The organism is Rhizobium sp. FY34 (assembly GCF_005222845.1).
Lineage (GTDB): Bacteria > Pseudomonadota > Alphaproteobacteria > Rhizobiales > Rhizobiaceae > Neorhizobium.
Genome location: NZ_STFZ01000034.1, coordinates 357,257 through 372,817 on the forward strand (window position 1 = coordinate 357,257; position 15,561 = coordinate 372,817).

Consider the following 15,561-nt stretch of genomic DNA (forward strand, 5'->3'; position numbering starts at 1 on the left):
AGCCGGAAAAGCGGGAAGAGGCAGATCGTGAATCTCAAGCAATTGTCTGAACTGCTCGGCCTGTCGCAGACGACGATCAGCCGCGCGCTGAACGGCTATCCGGAAGTCAACGAGGAAACCCGCCGGCGTGTGCTGAAAGCGGCGCAGGAAACCGGCTATCGGCCGAACCGGGCAGCCCGTCGTCTGGCGACCGGCAAGGCGGGCTCCATCGGGCTAGTCATGCCGATTGCCTCCGAACAGGCGGCCGACATTCACTTTGCCGAATTCCAACGCGGCCTTGCCGACGAATGCCTGCAACATGAATTTCACTTCGTCATCATGCCGGCAAAGCTGGACGAAGAAGAGCAGGCCATCCGCGGCCTTGTCTCGAGCGGCAGTGTCGATGCCTATTACCTTGCCTATATGCGCGAGCGTGATCCACGCATCGCCATGGCACAATCAATGCCGATCCCCTTCATGGTGCATGGTCGCTCGATCGGCCTTGTGGAAGATTATCCCTTTGTCGACGTGGACAATGAGCGGGCCTTTCGCGAGGCAACAGAATTGCTGCTGGCGCTTGGCCATAGGCGCTTTGCGCTGGTCAACGGCCCGGCGGAGCTGGATTTCGCCTGCCGCCGGCAGATGGGCGTGGAAAAGGCGCTGGGTGCGGCAGGCCTGACGCTTGTACCTCATGCCATCAGCAATACACTGATGACCGATGCCAATGGCTACAAGCAAATGGCGCGGATACTGGCGGCACCGGAACGTCCGACAGCGGTTCTCTGCGCCAGCACGGTGCTGGCGCTCGGCGCCGTTCGGGCGATCAGCCAGGCGGGCCTGGTGCTCGGCCGCGATATTTCACTGATTGCCCATGACGACGACCTGATGCTGCTGAAGCCAGAGCATTTCATCGTGCCGCTCACCACCACCCGCTCATCGCTGCGCGAGGCGGGCCGGCGCATTGCCCAGCGCCTGATCAGCGCAGTGGCGCAGCCCGACGAGCCGCCTTTGCCGGGCGAGCTCTGGACGGCCGATCTCATCGTGCGGGCCTCTACAGGCCGCTCACCGGATTGAGACTGGGTTTGAACGGTATAATCAGAAAGTCGGGACCGGACGCCCGACCGAGCGATAGGCGGCGGTGACGGTATTGGCCATCAGCATGGCAATGGTCATCGGCCCGACGCCGCCCGGAACCGGCGTTATGGCAGCGGCCACCTCAGCGCATTCGTCAAAGGCGACATCACCGACAAGCCGCGACTTGCCCTCGCCCTTTTCTGGCGCATCGATACGGTTGATACCGACATCGATGACGGTCGCACCGGGCTTTACCCAATCGGCCTTGACCATGCACGGACGGCCGACAGCCGCCACCAGGATATCGGCGCGACGGCAGACCTCAGCCACATCCTTGGTGCGCGAATGCGCCATGGTAACGGTAGCATTGGCGGCCAGCAGTAACAGGCCCATCGGCTTGCCGAACAGGTTGGAACGGCCGATAACGACAGCATTCAGGCCCGAGAGATCGGCGCCATGCTGGTTGCGCACCAGGATCATCGCGCCGGCCGGGGTACAGGAGATGAGGCCGCTCGTCAGATCACCGCTCGCCAGCTTGCCGGAATTGACGACATGCAGGCCATCGACATCCTTTTCAGGGCGAATGGACTGGATGACCGGTTCCGATTGCAGATGCGCCGGCAGGGGCAGTTGCACGAGGATACCGTGAACGGCGGGATCAGTATTCAGCGTCTCGACCAGCGCCTGAAGCTCGGCCTGGGTGGTTTGTTCCGGCAGGGTATGCTGCACGGAGGTAAAGCCGCACTGCTTGGCCATGCGGCTCTTGGCATTGACATAGGAATGGCTGGCAGGATCGTTGCCGACGATGACGACGGCAAGACCGGGCTTCAGGCCGGCCTCTTGCTCAAGCCTTGCCGCCGCCTTGGCGACCATGTCGGTGACTGCTGCAGCCGACTGCTTTCCATCGATAATCACTGCCACGCGATGCTCCTTGCGCCATGCCGGCGCTGCCTGCCAAGTATACATGGGCAGGCCCGCCTTGTTCCATCACGGCCTATGCTGTCGAAAGCGCGATTGCAAGCCTCTTGGCGCCGTCCTTTAGCGACGTGAGGCAGTGCGGCGTTCTTCCCGCTCCGGCCAGTTGGGCTGACGATAGTTCACGACCTGCTGGCGCAATGCGGCAATCTCGCGGCGCAGGGATTGGATCTGTGCATCCGCCTCGGCTTCCTGCTCCTGTTGCAGCCGTTCGAGGTCTTCGCTGCGTTGCGCCTCGCGTGACATGATGGCGGCCAGAAGATGCGGCAAGGGCACATTTGCCGCGTCTGGCTGGCTGTGTGCCATCAGCACCTGCAGCAGGCGATGCGTCTCGTCGTCATTGTCCGCCTCGGGCCAGGTCTCGTGGACCGGCGCTCTGTCGGAAAGCTCTTCGGCCACCGCATCGGCAAAGCTCTTCTCTTCGCGGTAATAGTCCTCCAGGGATGGCATAGGCGGCTGCACCGGCAGTTTGCGAGGCATCTGAACCACAGCAGACGCCGCCGCAACAGCCGGCGCAACCGGCAGTTTTGCAGCTGCTACCGGCAGGGCCGTCTCTTCGAACTCGTCTTCGCGCGCTCGGCCAGAAGGCATCAGGGCGCCCGTCAGGCACAGGCCGGTCAAGCCGCCCATCAGCGCATAGAGCCACATGGGCAGGCCGCTCGCCACGGCAAGCTGCGGATCGGCTCCCCCTTCAGGACGCAATTCGGCAGGTTTGACGGCGGGCATCGCATCGCTGGCCCGCATGGCGTCCAGATAGGCCTTGCGGGCGCTGGCCAATTCGGCTTGCAGCTTTTCCCGTTGAAGCGCGGCCTGCGAAACCGGCGAGCTCTCCAGGCTCTGCCGACGGGCCTTGAGAGGCGCCAGTTGCGCATCCAGATCCTGCGCCCTTTGTTTGTAGGCGGACGACAGGCGCTGCAAGGCCGCACCAATGGCGCTGCGGGCCTCTTCCAGCGCGCCCTTGGCGACGACCAGTCGTGGATGCAGCGGCCCAAGATCCGCCGACAGGCGATCGACCTGCAACGCGGCATCCAGATGCCGCTGTCGCAGGCTGTCGAGACCGGAACCGTCCAGCGCGGCCGGGAGAGGCTTTGCCAGCACATCGGCCAGTGTCAACCCAGCCAGTGCCTCGACACGCTCTGCATTGGCGGCCATGGATGCGGCAAGCCGCGCCTCTTCAGCCTCAAGCTGGGAACGGGCATCCTGCAGGGCACTCATTTTTTCCAGTTCAGAGGGCGCCACATCCTGCTGGTCGAAGGTTGCCTGCGCCTGGTCGAGCGCCTTGCGGGCCGTTTCAACCGCAATGCTTTCGCCGGCGACAGCGGTGTCCTGAACGGCGCGCGCCACGAGGCCGGCGGCCAGATTGGCCAGAATGGCGGCGGCATCGGCATCGCCGGCCGTTGCCCGGACCACCAGAAGATTGCTGCCCTGCGGATGGGTGATCGCCAACATATGCGACAACCTGTTGCGCGCTGCCACTTCCTGCGCGCCGACGGTCATTTCCCGCCGCGTCACGATATCGGATAGGAAGCCGAGCGTTGTCGGCCGGTTTCCGGCAAAGCCTGGAGCGCCGATCCGCTGCATCTGGGCCGCCAGCGCATCCAGCACCGCCGGCGCCTGCAACCCGGCATTGGCGCGTTGCAAAAGGGCATTGACAGCGGCCGGATCTACGGCGCGCGACAGGATTTCCAGGCGCGCCTCCACCTGATATTGGCGCGACAGATCAACAGGCATCAAGAATGGCGCTACGGCACCGATGACGACAGAAGCCATCAGCACGATGGCCCGCCGCACTGCGCGAGACGCTGGCATCGGATGCAGCCCATCCGCTGATCCACTCACAGTGCAGGAGTTTCCGATAGCGCCCTGATCCAGCATCAGCTCAACCGTTCTTGCGGCAGCACCCTCGGCGCGCCTTTCTTTGTTAAGACAGGTTAAATTTGTTTGGCAAATAAAGCGTTAACAAAGGCGCAGGGACAGCGTCGCAGACCCTTCCGGGCCTGCCGCAGAACATCAAAAAACCCGGCAACGCGAAATGCGGTGCCGGGCTGTCCTTCCGGGGTATTGAGAAGGATCAGTGACCGGTGCTTGCCGGCGCCTCGGCCTTCACACCTTCGACGATCTTGACCGGCGCGACCTGCTTGCCGGCACTGCGCTCGCCATTGGCCCGGATATCATCCTTGGACAGGTAATCCAGCTGCTCGACCAGAACATCGAGCACATATTCGTCACCGAACCGCTTGTTCAGGTTCTCCTTGATGCTGGCGCGGAAAGCAGCCAGATCGAACTTGGCGGTCTGGCTGAGATCGACCATACGGTTGCCGACGAGCAGCGTGAACAATTCGTCGGTCATCATTTCCGTCACCGGAAGTTTCACCGTCTTGACCTTTTCCTTGTCCATCAGGAACGAGATGCGGGTGATGAAATAGCCCTGCACCGCGCCATCGTTCAGCATCGGCACATTGATGGATTCGCCCTTCACCAGTTCCGAACGCGCCTTCAGAAGGGCCGCCTCGTCCACCGGTGGTGGCGGGGCAGACATCTGGACGGAGAAATAGACTGCGCCCAGCGTCACGACGCAGACCCACAGACCGGTGAGGATGAGCTTGACCATCAGGACTCGCTGTAGAGAAACTGTTCTTGCGTATAGGTGCCGTCACCATCGGCGTCACGAACGGCGTTCTTCAACAGGTCGGCGACAGTGCGCACGGCGTGAAGATGAGCCTCGACCCGACGGGCATTGGTGGCAAGCTTTGCCTTCAAGGCATGCATCTGCTCGATATGCTTGACGGCCAGTTCCTGCGGACTGGTCGTGCGAAACAGCATGGTCAATTCATACAGGCAGCGGCTCTTATGCGCGTTCGAGACCTTGAGATCAAATTGGGCATCCTTGCCGATCCGCTCGTTCTCGTTGTCAATGATCAGTTCAAGCCGGCCAAGCACCGTCTTGATGCGATAATCATTCGAAACCACTTCCATATTTTCGGCCCCATTCTTCATTTTTATGCCTCACCGCGTTCGGTGGGAGCGAGGTCAAACACTTTTCGTTCGAAATCATTGATCATGCTGACAGCCTTGCTCTGGCTGTCTTCATTGGTCGTCGCATCCGGCTCAGCGCCGCGGACACGCTTCATCTGCTGCGAGAAGACCTGCTCTGCAATGCCGATGCCGCCGTTCTTGGACATCTGATCGGCAATCTGCTCAGACATCATGCTTTGCCAGAACTCGCCGGCCGAACCCTTGCCATAGACCTCTTCGCTATCCTTCGGCATCATAGAATTGACGAAGTTCTGCAGGATCGAGGCTTCGAACTTGCGGAACTCTTCCGGCATTTCGACGGATTTTCCGGTCTTGTTGGCCCGATGCAAGCCAGCCTTGCTTTCAGCACCTTCGAGAATATCGACAGCGGATGAAAAACCGTTGCCTGCGGCCGCCAGACTATTGGCGGCAAAGGCAGATCGCGTCGCCTTCAACTTCGCCTGCGCCGCCTGGACCTCGCTGGGGTCGGCAGCGCGCAAAACGTCGAGCACGAGATCACTGGGAGGAGAGATCGCCACTTGAGCTTCCTTTCGTCTGAAGTGGCGAGACTATGAGCTGTGAAGCTTGCTGCAGGCTGGCGTCGTCGCCAATCGGCCAAAAAGGGATGGCCATGCACCAATGGCTCTTAGTAGGACTTGCCGCCGCCGGGCATCAGCGTCACATCGAGAAGATCGAGGATGTCACTGTCATCCTTTTCGCGATCTTCCAGCGAACGCGCATCCTTCATCTGGTCTTCCAGGCGGTCGCCCTTGGTGCGCTCACGCATCACGCGCGCTTCCAGCACCTGCTGGACGCCGGACAATTGCTTGTCCTTGATCATCAGACGGCCGAACCGTTCCGAGTAATTGCGGGAAAACTGCATATGCAGGGGCGTCATGGAGCCGATCGCCTGAATGACGAGATCCATTGATTCGCCCAGTTCATTGCGCTGGCGGGTGGCAGCCACAAGTTCGCCCTCGGCCATCTGTTCCAGATGGCGCTGGACTGCAACGAGCCGTTTCAGTTTCTTCGAGCGTGGTTCGTTGCCGCTTGCCATGGTTCCTCAGAACGAGTTGAAGACCGGCGCAAAGCCGTCGGCGAATTGCCGCATCATGGCGGCGATCGCCAGATAGAGCATTATGACGCCACCGCTGACGAGGAATGGCGTCGAGATGAAGTAGACCGGCACCTGCGGCGCCAGCTTGTTGATGAGGCCGATGGCCACGTTGAACAGCAGGCCGTAGATCAGAAAGGGGCTGGCCAGCCGCAGCATGATATAGGTGGAGGCACGCAACGTATCGGTGAGCGTGATCAGCAGTTTCTGCGGTTCCAGCACCGCCCCGACCGGCGTTGCCGTGTAGGAATCGAGCAGACCGTGCAGCACCATATGGTGAAAATCCATGAGGAAAAGCAGCATCAGGCCGCAAAAGGATATGAAGGATGTAACGGAGGTTTCCGAAATATCCTCAATAACATCGTGACCTGGCGGCGCCGAAAAGCCAATAGACATCGTGAGGATGGCGCCGGCAAACTGAAGGCCGAGAACATAGATGCGGGCGATCATGCCATACATCACGCCGATCAGGGTTTCCGAGGCGATCAACCCGACATAGGTGGCCGGCGGTGCAGACACCTTGGGATAGACCGTGTCCCACAGGATCGGCAACACGGCCAGAGAGATCGCAAGCGCCACGAACAGCCGGATATTGGCCGGCAGCCGCGCGCTTGAAAATCCAGGCAGGGTCATGAAGCAGCCGCCCATCCGACAGAATGTCAGGAATAGCGCCAGCACAGTACCCTGCGGATCAGTGATCATGAAATCGAGCCCAGTATCTTGATATCGAGGCCCTTGGCCAGTTCCACATGCGACAGGACCGGAAGGGTCGGGAACAGCCGCTCGACAATCATGCGGACATAGGAGCGCGTTTCAGGCGATGTGACAAGCACGAATGGCAGACCGCGGTCCATGAATTCACGGATAACCTTGCTGGCCTGTTCGCTGAACTCTTCCAGATTGCGCGGATCGATATCAAATTCCAGCACTTCGCCCTTCTGGTCGCGCTTCAGTGCCTGGTGGAAGAGAAGGTCCCATTTGCTGCCAAGCCTGAGCACGCGCAGCACGCCATTGTCGGCCAGATCGCCGCACAGCTGCTGCGACATGCGCACGCGCACGTGCTCGACGATCTGTTCCGTCTTGCGCACATGCGGCGCAAGCTCGGCCACCGCTTCCAGGATGAGATGCAGGTTGCGGATGGAGACGCGTTCGGCCAAGAGCAGCTTGAGCACCGCCTGTAGGCCCGAATAGGACATATGCGAGGAGCAGATCTCGTCGGCGAGCTTCTTGTATTCCGGGTCCATGCGATCGATGAGGATCTTCACGTCCTTGTAGGACAGAAGCTGCGGCAGGTTGTTGCGGATCACCTCAGAGAGATGGGTCAGCACCACCGACACGTTGTCGATCGGGTGGAAACCTTCGCGCTTCAAGTCATCGACAAAGGCTTCCAGAATGGAAACGGCCGGCATGCCGAAGGCGGGTTCGCGGATCTCGTCGCCCGGAATGCTGGGCTTACGGCCGGAGCCGGTGACGACCAGAACGTCGCCGACGCGCAGCGTGTTGGATGCCACCGTCGTGCCGTGAATACGGATCTGGTAGGATTTTTCTGGGATGGCGATATCGTCGGAGACCTTGATCTCGGGCACCACGAAACCATACTGCGTGGCAAACTTCTTGCGCATCTTGCCAACGCGGAAGGCCAGTTCCTGATGCGCGCCCAGAAGCCTGGTGGAAACCTGCTTGCCCAGCGCCAGCTCGATTTCCGATGTCTTGAGCATCGATTTGACGGAATCCTTCTCGGCTTCCTTGTTCTGGATGATCTTCTTTTCTTCCGTGTCGCGGCGCACCTTGTTTTCCGCCTCGATGCGGCGCGGCACGACCCAGGCACCAAAGGCCATCAGGCCACCCAGCGCGATGAAGGGCAGGAAAGGCAGGCCCGGCACCAGCGCCAGCACGCACATCAAGCCGGCAGAGACCGACAGGGCGCGCGGGTAGCCGCCCAGCTGATCGATCACGGCCTTGTCGGCCGTACCGGACGTGCCGCCGCGGGTGACCAGAAGGCCGGCGGCCAAAGACACGATCAAAGCCGGGATCTGCGATACGATACCGTCACCGACGGACAGCTTGACGAAAACGTCGGCCGCTTCGCCGATCGGCATTCCGTGGCGGAAATAGCCGATGAGGATGCCGCCGAAAATATTGATGGCGGTGATGATGAGGCCGGCGATCGCATCGCCGCGCACGAATTTCGAGGCACCGTCCATGGAGCCGAAGAACATGCTCTCCTCTTCCAGCTCCCGACGGCGGCGCTGTGCCTCCTTCTCGTCGATCATGCCGGCGGACAGATCGGCATCGATCGACATCTGCTTGCCGGGAATGGCGTCGAGGGTGAAGCGGGCGCCGACTTCCGCGATACGTGTGGCACCCTTGGTGATGACGATGAAGTTCACCGTCACCAGGATGAGGAAGACGATGATACCGATCATGAAGTCGCCGGACATCACCAGCGAGGCGAAGCCCGCGATGACGCCACCAGCGGCGTCGTGTCCTTCATGGCCATGCGACAGGATCACGCGCGTCGTCGCGATATTCAGCGACAGGCGCACCATGGTCGAGATCAGCAGGATGGTCGGGAAGGACGAGAAATCCAGCGGTTTCTGGATCCACAAGGACACCATCAGGATCAAAACCGACGAGGCGATCGAGAAGGCAAGGCCCATATCGATCAGAAATGTCGGGATCGGCAGGAACAGGATGCAAAGAATGGCAATGATGCCAAGCGCAAAGCCTACGTCCCGGCCACTCGGCGCGACCTTGGGAATGGAGAGTGCAGGTGGTTGTGCCATCGGATGTCCGTCTCTTCATGAGATGGTGGCATGACGGATGCCACACCGGTTCACCGATATCCTAGGCCGCGAAGCTTGCGCGAGGATGGCACAGGCAAGCCATTGGTCCGCCGACCTCGATCAGAAGCCGGACTGGACGCGCGAAAACACGAGATCCGCGAAGATCGACAGCTGACTGCCGATAAAGGGGGCGGAGAGGCCAAGGCTGAGAAGAATGGCGACGATCTTCGGGACGAAGGTCAGCGTCATTTCCTGAACCTGGGTCAGCGCCTGCAGGAAGGCAATCACCACCCCGACGACCATTGCGACGATAACGGCAGGGCCGGAGGCGAAGAGAACCGTTCTCATCGCGGCCTGCATGATTTCCAATGCGTCGGCTTCGTTCATGGAGCCACTCCTTCCCCTGAATGATTCAGGGTGATTCGATCGTCCCGTTTTAGCGGGACGATCAGGTCAGGTCGAGCGATTGTCTGTTTTCTATGTATCGCTTGTGGAGGACTTATCCTCGGTCGTCTTGGTCTCGACAGTGATTGGATTGTCGGAGAACACGACGCCAGCCTGGAGCAGAACCTTCTTGCCCTCTTCGGTCAGGACGATAACGCCATCGGAGTAGACTTCGGCTTCCTTGACCTTGCCGGTCACGGTATCGTCGGCGCTCTTGACATATTTGCCGACAAGGTCAGAAGCGCGCGTCAGGGCTTCCGCCTGAAGCATGCTCTTCAGATGCGTGTTGGTTTCGATCGACTGCTCGACCTGCGAGAAAGTCGCCAGCTGGGAAACCTGCTCGGAAGCGTCCATCGGATCGGTCGGATCCTGGTTCTTCATCTGCTCAACGAGCAGCGTCAGAAACGAATCGTAATTGAGGGTCGCAGCGTCCTTGTCGCTCGAGCTTGCCCCGGCATTGGCCCAGGGGTTCGACGATGCAGTCGCGCTGGAAACGGAGTCTATCGCCAAGGTGCAATCTCCCTACGGATCTGTTCAACGGTTGCCGGTGTCATTTCCTGATTGTTCAGGATCCGGTCCTCGATGGTGTACAGGCCGCGGATCGCCTTCAGGGCGTCAAAGGCACGGCCGCTGACGACCATGGCATCGATCCGTTTCAGTTCGGCCAGAACTTCCTCGTCCTGGAAGCAGGAGAGCAGCATGGTGATCGACTTGCGGAACATCACAAGCGACTGTTCCTTGCCTTCCGGGTTGATCAGCATCATCTGCGCGATGAAGTAGAGTTGGCGCAGCGGCGTGGTGGCGTCTTCCAACTGGAGGACATGGTTTTCAAGCAGGAAGGTCACGTCATTGAGAAACTCGAGCGCGACCTTGCGATCCACGCGCAGAACTGCTCCGTTGATGAAGATTCTTTCGCCCGACTTCAGAGAGATGCGCAGTGTGCTTTTCATTTAAGTCCATCCCTGATGATGGTTGTCACGTCGATAATGCCCTGGAAATTGTCTGACTGCCGCCGTCTGATCCGCTCGCATTCCTTCAAGATCCAGATGGCGATGGAGATCAGATTGGCACGCAACTCCGTGTTGAGTTCGTTTTCCGGCTGGCGAAGATCCTCGATGAACCGGATCCAGACACGTCGGGTGTAGAAGAGTGCTTCAATCGTCGCGCGGGGAACATTGCTGGCGTCGCGCGCCGCTTTGAGAAGATCGATGGACCGGTCGAGTGCCTGCCGTTCCCGGCTTTTGGCATCTGCGACGTCGTCCTCCATGATCTCGGTATATGAAAACTGGTACATTCATGTATCCTTCATTTTCACTCATTTCCTCCAGTCATCAGAGGAAGTTGACAAGGCTAAGTTGTTGAATGCGCGAGGTCAGCGTGTAGGCCGTTTCGAGCTGTGCCTGCAAAGACGTCACACGCGTGGAGGCCTCGTAAGGATCGACACCCTGAAGCGCATTCAGGTTGAGTTCGAGAATGTCCTTCTGTGCCGCCAGCGACTCGTTGGCGTTCTTCAGGCGTTCCGTCGAAAGACCGATTTCCGACCGCTGATTGTTGATGCCGGAGATGCCTTTGCCGATCGCATTCGTGGCATGCGTCGTCGCGACAGCGCGCAGGTCTTCCGGAACCTCTGGCCGCAGGAACTGCGTTGCCACAACGGTTCCGAACATGTAGCTGCGGAAGCCCTGGCTATTGGCATTCGTCGATGTCTCGACCACTTCCGACGATGTGATACGCGTCGTCATATTGGTGTCGCTGGCTTGCGACACATAAGTGGTCCAGAAGTCCTCGCCAGCGAGACCCGTATGAGGCGGGTCGGTCAGCGGCGCGGTTCCATTGAACTTGGCTTCCAGGCCGGTCAGATAGGTATCCATATCCGCCGGCGTCATGGCATCGACAGAGGGGATACCATTGTCGGCGAGGAACTGGTTGAGTTCCATTTCGACCGCATCATTGAAGGCGGAATTGGGATCGGTATAGTCGGCCACCGGCTTGACGTCGGTATTGGTGCCCGAGAAAAGATACTCGCCGTTCACCGAGGTATTGGCGACGCTCGTGAAGGTGTTGAGCGAGCTCTCAAGCGCAAGCTGTGCATCGTCCAGCGTCGAGGCGCTGCCTGAAAGCGCGGTCAGAACATCCAGGACATCCTGGCCTGCATCCGCCATTGTCTCAAGTGCCAGTTCGGAGGAATCCATCCGAGTCTCGGCGATGGAGTTCGTCGATATCTGGGTATCGATTCGCATGACGTCGCGGGTCAGGTCGAGATTGCGGGCCGTATCCGCCCCCAGTGCGACACCCATATCGGCGTGCACGCCGGTCGTGACTTCCTGGTTAGCCTTCGTCAATGCGTTCTGAGTTTGGGCCATCGTCTCACGAAGGCCGGACTGTACCGATACGGTAGAGCTAAATGACGTTTTCATGGTTTATCCCGCCGCTTCAAGCAAAGCTGCCATCATTTCATCGATCGTGCTGACAAGCTTGGCCGCCGCCTTGTAGGATTGCTCGATGTCGAGAAGCAAAGACATCTCCTCATCGATGCTGACCCCGGTTTCACTCGAATAGGCCTCTAGCGACCTTGAACTCATGGCCGATTTCGTTTCGTTCGCCGCGTCTGCCTTGCTTCTGGTTTCCTCCAGCCAGGAGGTCGATGCCGATGCATAGGTCATGAGGCTGAGACTGCCGCTCACGCCCGTCGCCGGATCGAAGCTTTGAGTAACCACCATGCCTTGAGCCAGGCTGTCGAGATATGCGGAATAACCGCTGCCGCCGGTCGTATTCATGACATAGGCGCCGCCATTCATGCCGCCATCGCGCAGAATGACCGGATTGTCGATCGCCAGTTGGTTGACGGAAATGCTTGCGGCCAGGCCGGGAACCACGGTTGCCGCCGTCGGCACGCTGTCATCGACACCATTGGTGAAAAGGCCTGCCAGCGGCGTCAATGTTCCATCGGGACCGGTTTCGGCGAATGTCACGATCAGGCCGCGCGCAATCTCGTCGAGCTGCGCCTGGTAGTCGGGAGCGATCTGATCGCGGATCTGCAAATGACCCTGGAGCGAACCGGAGGCACTGGTATCGGCGCCGACGCCTGGGCTCAGTTGCACGCCATCGATATAGACGGCATTGCCCGTGACCGAAGCCGTGTAGGTCGTGGTTGGCGTGAACGACACCTGCCGGGGCACTGTTTCAAACAGCGTCGTGCCATCGGATGTGTAGAGGGCCATGTCGCCATTGGTGCGCTCGCTCGTCGAGACACCGATGATCTGCGAAATCTGCTTGACCAGCGTATCGCGCGTATCGAGAGCGTCGCTGGCATCCTCACCGGCGACATTGGAGCGAACGACATCGTTATTGGCCGCCTCGAACTGCGCCAGAAGATTGTTCAGCTCATCGACATCATCCTTGATGTCCGCGTCGGCGCGGCTGCGGATCGCCTGAACTTCATTCGACGTTGTATTCAGATAATTGGCTGTTTCCTGCGCGGATGCCACAGTCGAAGATGCAAGCGTGCTCTCGCTGGGAGAGGCCGCATAGGCATTCAGGTCATCGGCCAGGTCGGAAAGGTGGGCGCTCGGCGAATTGTCATACTCGTTTCCGCCGAGCTGGCTGCGGATTTCCGTCACACCGGCGACGACTGTCGCTTGGCCACTGGCCACGGAGGTGGCGGTAATCGTCTGCCGAAAAAGCGCATCGTTTTGCGCACGATCCGTCGATGCAATCAGTGCGCCGTTTCCTGCTGTAACAAGAGCATTGGAACGCCGCACATAATTGGCATTCTCAGCATTGGCGATGTTCTTCGACGTGGTGGCGGTCTGCGCACCGGTCGTGTTGAACATCGACTGAGCCGTGGATAGTGAGGTTGTAAGCGACATTTATATTGCCTTTTCGGTGACGTTACGCCCGATTACCTCTTGAGGTTCACCAATGTTTCCAGCAGTTCCGAGCCGGTCTGGAAGACCTTCGAGTTTGCCGTGTAGTTACGCTGGGACTCGATCATCGCGGTCAGTTCTTCGGCGATATCGACATTGGAATCTTCCAATGCGTTGGAGAGGATATCGCCGTAGCCGCTGGTGCCGGAATAGCCCATGACGACGACGCCCGAGTCATTGCTCTGCGAGTAGACGTTGCCCGCCATCGGCGTGAGATTGTTCGGGCTCTGCACGGTTGCCATGGCAATGCGGTAGGTCGGGATCGACTGACCGTTGCCGTAGATGACCGATACGATACCATCCTTGCTGATCTCGACCCGGTCGACACCGCTGGCGCCCTGACCATCGATATCACCTTCGACCGAGCTGGCACTGCCGAGCTGTGTCGTCTTTGTGAAATCGAGATCCACGGCACCGAGTTCTGCTCCGTCAATCGTCAAAGGCGTTGTGGTGACAGTGCCGCCAGATGTCAATTTACCGTCTGCGCCGAAGGTCAGGGTATCGGTGCCGAGTGTGGTCGTCGTACCGACGCTATCGGTATAGCTGATGGTCAGATCCCACGAATTGGCCGCAGTCTTTGTGTAGTTGAGATCGAGCGGACGGGAATTGCCCTGCGAATCAAACGCGACAACCGAGGCCTTGTAGCTGGATGCAATCGCAGCGTTGGCATTGAGATTGCCTTCCACCACACCTTCCGTCGAGGGAGTGGCGTTAAGACCGCCTGAGTCGATATTGATCGGCACAAGGCCTTCAAAACCGTTGATGACAATGGTCGGATCTTCCGTCGAGGAATAGGGGTAGCCCATCAGGGTGTAGCCGGCGGAATTTTGCAGCGTTCCGTCATCCATCTCCTCGAAATTGCCGGAGCGGGTCATGTATTCGGTGCCATCGCTGCCCTGGACGACGAAGAAGCCATCGCCATCAATGGCAAGGTCTGTCGCAGACGTGGTGTAGGTGAAGGAGCCCTGGTCGTTGATCGAATAGCGGACGGTCGTTTCAACGCCGCCGGAATTATAGCTTGAACCCGAACTGGGCAGCAGCATCGACGAGAACTGTGTAGATGACTTTTTGTAGCCCACAGTGCTGGAGTTCGCAATGTTGTCGCCAACCGTGCCGAGCCGGTTCGCCTGAGCGTTCATACCGGAGACACCCGTCCGCATCGTTCCATAAAGGCTCATATCAAATCCTCGTTTTGCCTATACTCCCACACTATGCGCCGGGCCTTGCGTGAAGCTGTCTGCTGCGTCCTGTGCGCGCAGGAAAGGCGTGTTGCCCGCCTTGTCGAGGCAGGCCGTCGGCAAGCGCCTGGACAACAAAATACAACCCCGGAGATCGACGTCGATTTCCGAGGTTGTATCTGGATAATATTTGATGAAGATCAGTATATTTCGACGTTGAAATGTATCACTTCCAGTCGATGCAGTATCCCAGGAAGCGTTTGGAGTCGATTGGATCGAAACTCAGCTTCTTGCGCAGCTTCTTGCGCAGCTTGCTGATATGGCTTTCAACGACGTTTTCTTCGACTTCCTCGTCGAAAATGCCATAGATCGCGTTGAAGATCTGGGTCTTGGAAACGCGACGGCCGCGGTTGGCGACCAAATACTCAAGAATGCGACGTTCCCTGCGCGGAAGCGCAAAGATCTCGCCCTGGATTTCCGGGTCGCGACCATCGTCGAAGACGCGGATCGGGCCGATATCCGTGAAGTTGGTGAGTGCCTTGATGCGACGGCGGATAGCCGCAGCACGCGCAAGGATCTCGCGGGGATGAACCGGCTTGCGCACGACATCATCCACGCCGCTGTCGAACAGCGCAAGCGTTGCCTCCAGCGAGGGGTGATCGCTCACCGCAATCACCGGCGCCATCGAACGGTCGCGGATAGCCCGCGGCAGTTCGAGTGACAGGCCTGTCTGGCCCAGCAGGAATGCCTCTACGGCGGCAATGTCTGTGTCTGCCGCCGTATTCACCCATTCACCGAATTCCTTCGGATCAAAACCTGTTGAGGGCACGCCCTCACGTCCAAATAGTGAGGTGTAACCCTCTTTAACAAGCTCTCGCTCATCAACCACTACGATCATTCGTCCGCCTCCGAATCAGTGTGGTGCCTCGATGACCTATGGGTACGAATCGAGGGATTCCCGGACAACTACACGAAGTTAACCATAGCTTTTAATAGTTGATTAACGAATGGGCCGCGATTTGCCCTACATCTAGTGGCAATCACGGGAATTCACACAAATTTGCGGGGGA

17 protein-coding genes are annotated in these 15,561 nt (G+C 59.1%); 1 reads left to right on the plus strand and 16 read right to left on the minus strand.

Translation table 11 applies throughout. From position 1 onward, the window contains the following. Positions 1–27 precede the first annotated feature (27 nt). A complete protein-coding gene (locus tag E8M77_RS20695; protein WP_137132500.1) occupies positions 28–1,053 on the plus strand; it encodes a LacI family DNA-binding transcriptional regulator in 1,026 nt (341 codons plus the stop codon). 21 nt (positions 1,054–1,074) lie between these two features. Here the strand turns inward: E8M77_RS20695 and folD are convergent, their stop codons facing one another. From folD to E8M77_RS20775, 16 genes are all read right to left on the minus strand, one after another. Continuing rightward, positions 1,075–1,974: a bifunctional methylenetetrahydrofolate dehydrogenase/methenyltetrahydrofolate cyclohydrolase FolD gene (folD, locus tag E8M77_RS20700; protein WP_137132501.1), complete on the minus strand. Its 900-nt coding sequence runs from the start codon at positions 1,972–1,974 to the stop codon at positions 1,075–1,077. Between the two features lie 117 nt (positions 1,975–2,091). Further along, positions 2,092–3,837: a hypothetical protein gene (locus tag E8M77_RS20705; RefSeq protein ID WP_137132502.1), complete on the minus strand. Its 1,746-nt coding sequence runs from the start codon at positions 3,835–3,837 to the stop codon at positions 2,092–2,094. Between the two features lie 262 nt (positions 3,838–4,099). Next, the gene (locus E8M77_RS20710) at positions 4,100–4,639 is read right to left on the minus strand and encodes a hypothetical protein (protein ID WP_137132503.1); all 540 of its coding nucleotides are present in this window, start codon (positions 4,637–4,639) and stop codon (positions 4,100–4,102) included. Then, positions 4,639–5,004: a hypothetical protein gene (locus E8M77_RS20715; protein WP_137132600.1), complete on the minus strand. Its 366-nt coding sequence runs from the start codon at positions 5,002–5,004 to the stop codon at positions 4,639–4,641. Before E8M77_RS20715 ends, E8M77_RS20710 begins: the two co-directional genes overlap by 1 nt. A gap of 23 nt (positions 5,005–5,027) precedes the next feature. Further along, positions 5,028–5,582 carry a rod-binding protein gene (locus E8M77_RS20720; protein WP_137132504.1) on the minus strand — a complete coding sequence of 185 codons (555 nt, stop codon included), beginning with the start codon at positions 5,580–5,582 and terminating at the stop codon, positions 5,028–5,030. Positions 5,583–5,689: 107 nt separating this feature from the next. Then, on the minus strand, positions 5,690–6,100 hold the full coding sequence (locus E8M77_RS20725; protein ID WP_137132505.1) for a hypothetical protein: 411 nt from the start codon (positions 6,098–6,100) through the stop codon (positions 5,690–5,692). Positions 6,101–6,106: 6 nt separating this feature from the next. After that, the gene (gene fliR / locus E8M77_RS20730; protein WP_137132506.1) at positions 6,107–6,859 is read right to left on the minus strand and encodes a flagellar biosynthetic protein FliR; all 753 of its coding nucleotides are present in this window, start codon (positions 6,857–6,859) and stop codon (positions 6,107–6,109) included. Then, positions 6,856–8,943, minus strand: a complete 2,088-nt coding sequence (flhA, locus tag E8M77_RS20735; RefSeq protein WP_137132507.1) for a flagellar biosynthesis protein FlhA — start codon at positions 8,941–8,943, stop codon at positions 6,856–6,858. The genes fliR and flhA overlap by 4 nt, the downstream gene beginning before the upstream one ends. Before the next feature lie 120 nt (positions 8,944–9,063). After that, positions 9,064–9,330, minus strand: a complete 267-nt coding sequence (gene fliQ / locus E8M77_RS20740) for a flagellar biosynthesis protein FliQ (protein ID WP_137132508.1) — start codon at positions 9,328–9,330, stop codon at positions 9,064–9,066. Positions 9,331–9,420: 90 nt separating this feature from the next. Further along, positions 9,421–9,897 (minus strand): flagellar hook assembly protein FlgD, encoded by a 477-nt coding sequence (gene flgD / locus E8M77_RS20745; RefSeq protein ID WP_137132509.1) that lies wholly within the window; start codon positions 9,895–9,897, stop codon positions 9,421–9,423. Beyond that, positions 9,888–10,337 carry a flagellar biosynthesis repressor FlbT gene (flbT, locus tag E8M77_RS20750; RefSeq protein ID WP_137132510.1) on the minus strand — a complete coding sequence of 150 codons (450 nt, stop codon included), beginning with the start codon at positions 10,335–10,337 and terminating at the stop codon, positions 9,888–9,890. Before flbT ends, flgD begins: the two co-directional genes overlap by 10 nt. Continuing rightward, on the minus strand, positions 10,334–10,681 hold the full coding sequence (gene flaF, locus E8M77_RS20755) for a flagellar biosynthesis regulator FlaF (protein WP_137132511.1): 348 nt from the start codon (positions 10,679–10,681) through the stop codon (positions 10,334–10,336). The genes flbT and flaF overlap by 4 nt, the downstream gene beginning before the upstream one ends. Before the next feature lie 37 nt (positions 10,682–10,718). Further along, positions 10,719–11,804: a flagellar hook-associated family protein gene (locus E8M77_RS20760; RefSeq protein ID WP_137132512.1), complete on the minus strand. Its 1,086-nt coding sequence runs from the start codon at positions 11,802–11,804 to the stop codon at positions 10,719–10,721. Positions 11,805–11,807: 3 nt separating this feature from the next. Next, positions 11,808–13,256 carry a flagellar hook-associated protein FlgK gene (flgK, locus tag E8M77_RS20765; RefSeq protein WP_137132513.1) on the minus strand — a complete coding sequence of 483 codons (1,449 nt, stop codon included), beginning with the start codon at positions 13,254–13,256 and terminating at the stop codon, positions 11,808–11,810. Positions 13,257–13,288: 32 nt separating this feature from the next. Next, the gene (locus E8M77_RS20770; protein WP_137132514.1) at positions 13,289–14,491 is read right to left on the minus strand and encodes a flagellar hook protein FlgE; all 1,203 of its coding nucleotides are present in this window, start codon (positions 14,489–14,491) and stop codon (positions 13,289–13,291) included. A 226-nt stretch (positions 14,492–14,717) separates the two neighbouring features. Then, entirely contained in the window at positions 14,718–15,389 is a 672-nt protein-coding gene (locus tag E8M77_RS20775; RefSeq protein WP_137132515.1) for a winged helix-turn-helix domain-containing protein, read from the minus strand. Between the last annotated feature and the right edge of the window lie 172 nt (positions 15,390–15,561).